Consider the following 5063-nt stretch of genomic DNA (forward strand, 5'->3'; position numbering starts at 1 on the left):
CCGCTCAAGCGGGCAAGCCGCTCTTCAACGTCAAAAAATCCCGTCTGCTTCATACCGCCATTCCCTCAGTCAGAACCGGACGAATGGAATCACAGAGCTGGTTTCAAAACCAGCGGGTTTTTCGAACCCTCCACCTGATGGTCGATAAGGAGCAGGGCTGAGTTTTCAGCCGTGAAACGGTTGCGGATACGAGATGTTGTCATGGCGATGTTCCTGTTTCGGTCAAGATGAAAGACGATGCTGGTGTTACAGATGCAATCCACTGACGCGGTGATACGATTCCTGTAACAGCGTTGTATCGGCGAGCATGAGTGGGCCATGCGCAACCACTGGCTGTTTGAGCTGCGCGCCGCTGATCACGACAAGACGGGCCGGGCCAGCAGAGGTTTCGACCTGGAAGCTGCTCTCCGTACTGCTCGCAAAGCCAATGGCCTGTGTCTCGGACAGCGGTGTTTCACCGAGGACGCACCTGCCTTCGATAACGACCAGGATGCCGCCCCAGCCGGCGGGCACCTCAATGGAATGTCTGGCCGCTCCGTCGAGCGTGATTTCTTCGACCCGGACAGAGGAGGGAAGGGCGTGTTCCGTCTTGCCCAATGTGGTGCCGTTGACGGCAATCCGGCTCTTCCATCCCGGGCCTGAGCGGGTTTCCACCAGTTCTGGAGGAACAGAGAAAGCTGCTGCTTCATCACGCTGGTTTGCAGCCGGGAGGTTGATGAAGATCTGCAGGCCTCGGGCTGGGCCGCCGCCAGGCATGGGCACTTCTTCATGCATCATGCCGCTGGACGCGCGGCTCCAGTGCAGGCCGCCAGGACGGATGTCCATGACATCACCCATGCTGTCCCGATTGATGAAACCGTTGGGTGAGTCCGCAAAAACATAAGTCACGGCAGAGAACCCGGCATGCGGGTGGGGCGGAAAAGTCGGCCCATTCATCTCGAACCAGTCAATATTGAGGACCGGATCGATCATGTTGCCGAAGGCCTGACGGGGATACTGACGGGCCGAGAAGACGCCGCCGTGACGGGCCTGGGTTGGTGTATAAACGGAAGAAAACGCGATCATGACGGAACCTCCTTCAGTAAGGGTGCTGTCATCGTAATTCTGCGCGGCTGTTCCGGTAAGGTTTGATTTTGGAAAGATAATATCCCATTTTCAGGACAATGAAACCTTCTCTGGACGATCTGGCCCTTCTCGTCACAATTGCGGAAGCGGGAAGCTTTACGGCCGCCGCAGAAGCGTTGGGGCTGCCAAAATCTACCGTAAGCCGACGCCTTGCTGATCTGGAACTGCTGTTGCGCACATCGTTGTTCCGGCGGTCCACGCGAGCGCTCTCCCTGACGGACGAAGGGCGGCGCATCTATGAAATGGCACAGCCTTCCATTCTGGCTGCGGGTAATGCCGCAAGGGCGATTGCCGAGCGGGAGCAACTGGTTGCCGGGCGTGTTTCCCTCACGACAACGGCGGCGCTTGGACAGTATCTGATTGCCCCGCATCTGGTCAGGCTGACGGCCGATTATCCGGACCTGAAGGTTGATCTGCAACTGACAGAGCGCCGTATCAACATTATAGGAGAGAGCGTGGATCTTGCCGTCCGCATGGGGAATCTGGGCGACAGTGACCTTATTGCCCGAAGGCTGTGTATGGTCCGGCGGCTTCTTGTGGCCTCACCTGCCTATCTTGCGCAGGCGGGAACCCCACTCTCGCCATCGGATCTTGCAGCGCATAACGCGATCGTGACCAGTGCCGGCCTGGATACCTGGCGTTTCGACGGTGGGTGGGAGTGCGTCATGCGATGGAACATCGCGGCCGGAAACATGCTGGTGGCGCACCAGTTGGCGCGTCTTGGTCATGGCATTGCCATGTTGCCGGACTTCATGATCGCGAATGACCTGAAGCAGGGGATATTATGCAAAATTCTGCCTGACTATCCGCCCGAACAGGCGGATGCCTGGATTGTAACAAGTCGTCAGAGGTATCGGTCTCTAGCCGTTCAGACTGTGCTGAATGATCTGGTTGAAGCCACAGGCGGTCGTGAGTTGGCCGGGGAAACTGATTGACAGGCTGCGTTGGTGTCCAGGGTTTTCAGCTTCTGAAACATGGATGGACCGTCTGTGACTAAGGGAAAATCTGGCCCTGCCTTAATCTGTTACCTGTATGGAAATTGCATCGAAACGGAATATCATTTGATATCTGAATATCAGATGATATCGTCATCCGTGCGGATAGTGCGATGACCGACTGTCGTGCCAGAATAAAGGGATTGTCATGAGTGATAATGTATCCTCAGGCTCAGAAAGCCCGACCAGAGCCTTCACTGTCGAAACCGATGCAACGGCGACCTATTGGCGTAAGGGACCGCAGGACACGTTGCCTCCACCTGACATGATGGGGCCATATATGCGCAATCATCCTGTGCCGGTTGAGGCGGTGGATGGCCGCAAGGCATGGATCATTGGCAGCGGCATTGCCGGGCTTGCCGCCGCATTCTACATGATCCGTGATGGCAGGATGAAAGGTGAAGACATCACCATCCTCGACACGATGGACATTGCCGGCGGGTCACTGGACGGCGCGGGTAACGCCGAAGAGGGCTATATCGTTCGCGGCGGCCGGGAGATGAACTGGAACTACGACAATTTCTGGGATCTGTTCCAGGATGTTCCAGCCCTTGAACTCCCTGCGGGCTTTAGTGTTCTCGATGAATATCGGCAGGTCAACGATAATGACCCCAATTACTCCAAATCCCGCCTCATGCACCAACAGGGGAAAATTCGTGATTTCGCGACTCTGGGCCTCAGCAAATCGCATCAGTGGGAACTGATCCGCCTCTTGCTCAGGCGCAAGGAAGACCTCGATGACATCACGATAGAGGCGTATTTCAGCGAAAGCTTCTTCGAGACGAATTTCTGGTACCTGTGGCGATCGATGTTCGCTTTCGAGAACTGGCAGAGCCTGCTGGAAATGAAACTGTACATGCATCGCTTCCTGGATGCGATCGACGGGATGGCGGACATGTCGACGCTCGTTTTCCCGAAATACAATCAGTATGACAGCTTCGTCGTCCCCCTGGCACGTCTGTTGCAGGACAAGGGCGTGAAGATCCAGTTCAACACGCGCGTTCATGATGTCGATCTTCAGATACGCGGGGACGAAAAGACCGTAACCGGACTGCGGGCCATGGTCGATGGACAGGAAACCACCATACCTGTTCATCCGAATGATCTGGTTTTTGCCCTGACCGGCTCCATGACGGAAGGCACGGCCTATGGTGACATGGACACGGTGCCAGTTCTGGAACGTGGCCTTCATGAGCCCGGGGAAGAGAGCGACTGGACGCTGTGGCGCAATCTGGCCCGGAAATCTCCTGTCTTTGGTCGGCCGGATAAGTTCTATGGTGATGTCAAAGGCTCAATGTGGGAGTCCGCGACACTGACCTGTCGGCCGTCACCTTTTGTCGATAAACTGAAGGAGCTCTCGGTCAACGATCCCTATTCGGGCAAGACCGTAACGGGCGGTGTCATCACCTTCACCGACTCAAACTGGGTGCTCAGTTTCACCTGCAATCGTCAGCCACATTTTCCGACCCAGCCTGATGATGTGCTGGTGATCTGGGTCTATGCTCTTCTGATGGACAAGGAAGGCAATTATGTGAAGAAGCCGATGCCCGCCTGTACCGGTCGGGAAATTCTGTCTGAACTCTGCTACCATCTCGGAATAGTGGAGCAACTGGACGCCATTGCGCTGAACACGAAGGTTCGTCTGGCGTTGATGCCTTATATTACAGCACAGTTCATGCCGCGCGCTGCTGGAGACCGGCCGCATGTCGTTCCCGAGGGCTGCACGAACCTTGGTCTGCTTGGTCAGTTCGTAGAGACCAGCAACGACATTATTTTTACAATGGAAAGCTCGGTCCGTACGGCGCGTATCGCGGTCTATACGTTGCTTAAACTACCAAAACAGGTTCCGGATATCAGTCCGACGCAGTATGATATCCGGACAATATTCAAAGCGGCCAGAGCGATCAATAATGGGGAACCATTCCCTGGTGAGCGGTTGTTGCACCGCCTTCTTGATAAAACCTATTTCTCTCATATTCTGCCACCTCTACCGAAGAAAGAAGAGGCAGATGGCGATGATTTTGGAAACGATCTGTCCGGCTTGTTTGGAAAGGGGAGTGAGGCCCTGCACAAAGTAACAGACTGGCTGGAAAAATTTCGCGCTAATCTGGGGTGGAAACGAACATAAAGGTAGGTCTCCGTAGCGGGAGGACAATAGTCTGATATCCTGGCGACACCCATGGCCAGGATATCTTCTGGTGATCCTGACACATATATTCGGACTCAACGTTAAATTACGTGCGGGCTTATGCGACTGACGAGAAAAGAGACACAGGAACAAACCCGTCATCGTCTGATCACGGCAGCCAATGTTGCAATCGCGACCGAGGGCGTTGCGGCAGCATCCATTCGGCGTATCTGTGACATGGCGGGTCATTCTCAGGGTGCGTTCTACTCGAATTTCAAAACCAAGGATGACCTGCTTCTAGAGATCATGCGTGCGCATATCGAGGAAGAAGCCATGGTGCTTCGTACACTCGTCTCGGGAGCGCGCGGGGCCGACCTGAATCTGACCCTTGCGCAGCTGTCGGTGCGCCTTGCTGAACTGGCGGGGCAGCCACAGTGGTCCCTGCTTTCGATCGAATTACAACTTCATGCCCAGCGGGATAGCCAGTTCGCGGCCCGCTACAATGATTGCAAGTCGGCCTGCCACGCCGTGTTCTCAGCTCTCCTTGAAGAACTGACCCATTTATATGGATTGCATCTTATACTCCCGGTCCGGCAGGTCGCCATCGGGCTCTACGCTCTCTGGTCAGGTCTGATTGTGCAGGGTAGCGTGGCCGGGGCCTTTCCTCGCGATCAGATATTTCTCGCGTTTTTCAGGTCGGTCACCGGATGCCCGGCAGAGACAACACAAACTATGGACGCCCTGTCCTGATGAGCAGTTGTTCAGATGGAGGGTTCGAAAAACCCTCTGGTATTGAGGTCTGCTCTGTGATTCCA

General features: G+C 55.3%; 4 protein-coding genes. 3 read left to right on the forward strand and 1 reads right to left on the reverse strand.

The window, feature by feature from the left end:
- Positions 1 to 246: 246 nt before the first annotated feature.
- Entirely contained in the window at positions 247 to 1065 is an 819-nt protein-coding gene (locus tag NJLHNGOC_RS15150; protein ID WP_014106956.1) for a pirin family protein, read from the reverse strand.
- A 98-nt stretch (positions 1066 to 1163) separates the two neighbouring features.
- Between NJLHNGOC_RS15150 and NJLHNGOC_RS15155 the strand changes: the two genes are divergently transcribed.
- From NJLHNGOC_RS15155 to NJLHNGOC_RS15165, 3 genes are all read left to right on the forward strand, one after another.
- On the forward strand, positions 1164 to 2060 hold the full coding sequence (locus NJLHNGOC_RS15155; RefSeq protein WP_113597080.1) for a LysR family transcriptional regulator: 897 nt from the start codon (positions 1164 to 1166) through the stop codon (positions 2058 to 2060).
- Positions 2061 to 2268: 208 nt separating this feature from the next.
- Positions 2269 to 4248: an oleate hydratase gene (locus NJLHNGOC_RS15160; RefSeq protein WP_014106954.1), complete on the forward strand. Its 1980-nt coding sequence runs from the start codon at positions 2269 to 2271 to the stop codon at positions 4246 to 4248.
- A gap of 120 nt (positions 4249 to 4368) precedes the next feature.
- The gene (locus NJLHNGOC_RS15165) at positions 4369 to 4998 is read left to right on the forward strand and encodes a TetR/AcrR family transcriptional regulator (RefSeq protein WP_010512257.1); all 630 of its coding nucleotides are present in this window, start codon (positions 4369 to 4371) and stop codon (positions 4996 to 4998) included.
- Positions 4999 to 5063 lie beyond the last annotated feature (65 nt).

The organism is Novacetimonas cocois, from assembly GCF_003311635.1.
Classification (GTDB): Bacteria; Pseudomonadota; Alphaproteobacteria; order Acetobacterales; family Acetobacteraceae; genus Novacetimonas; species Novacetimonas cocois.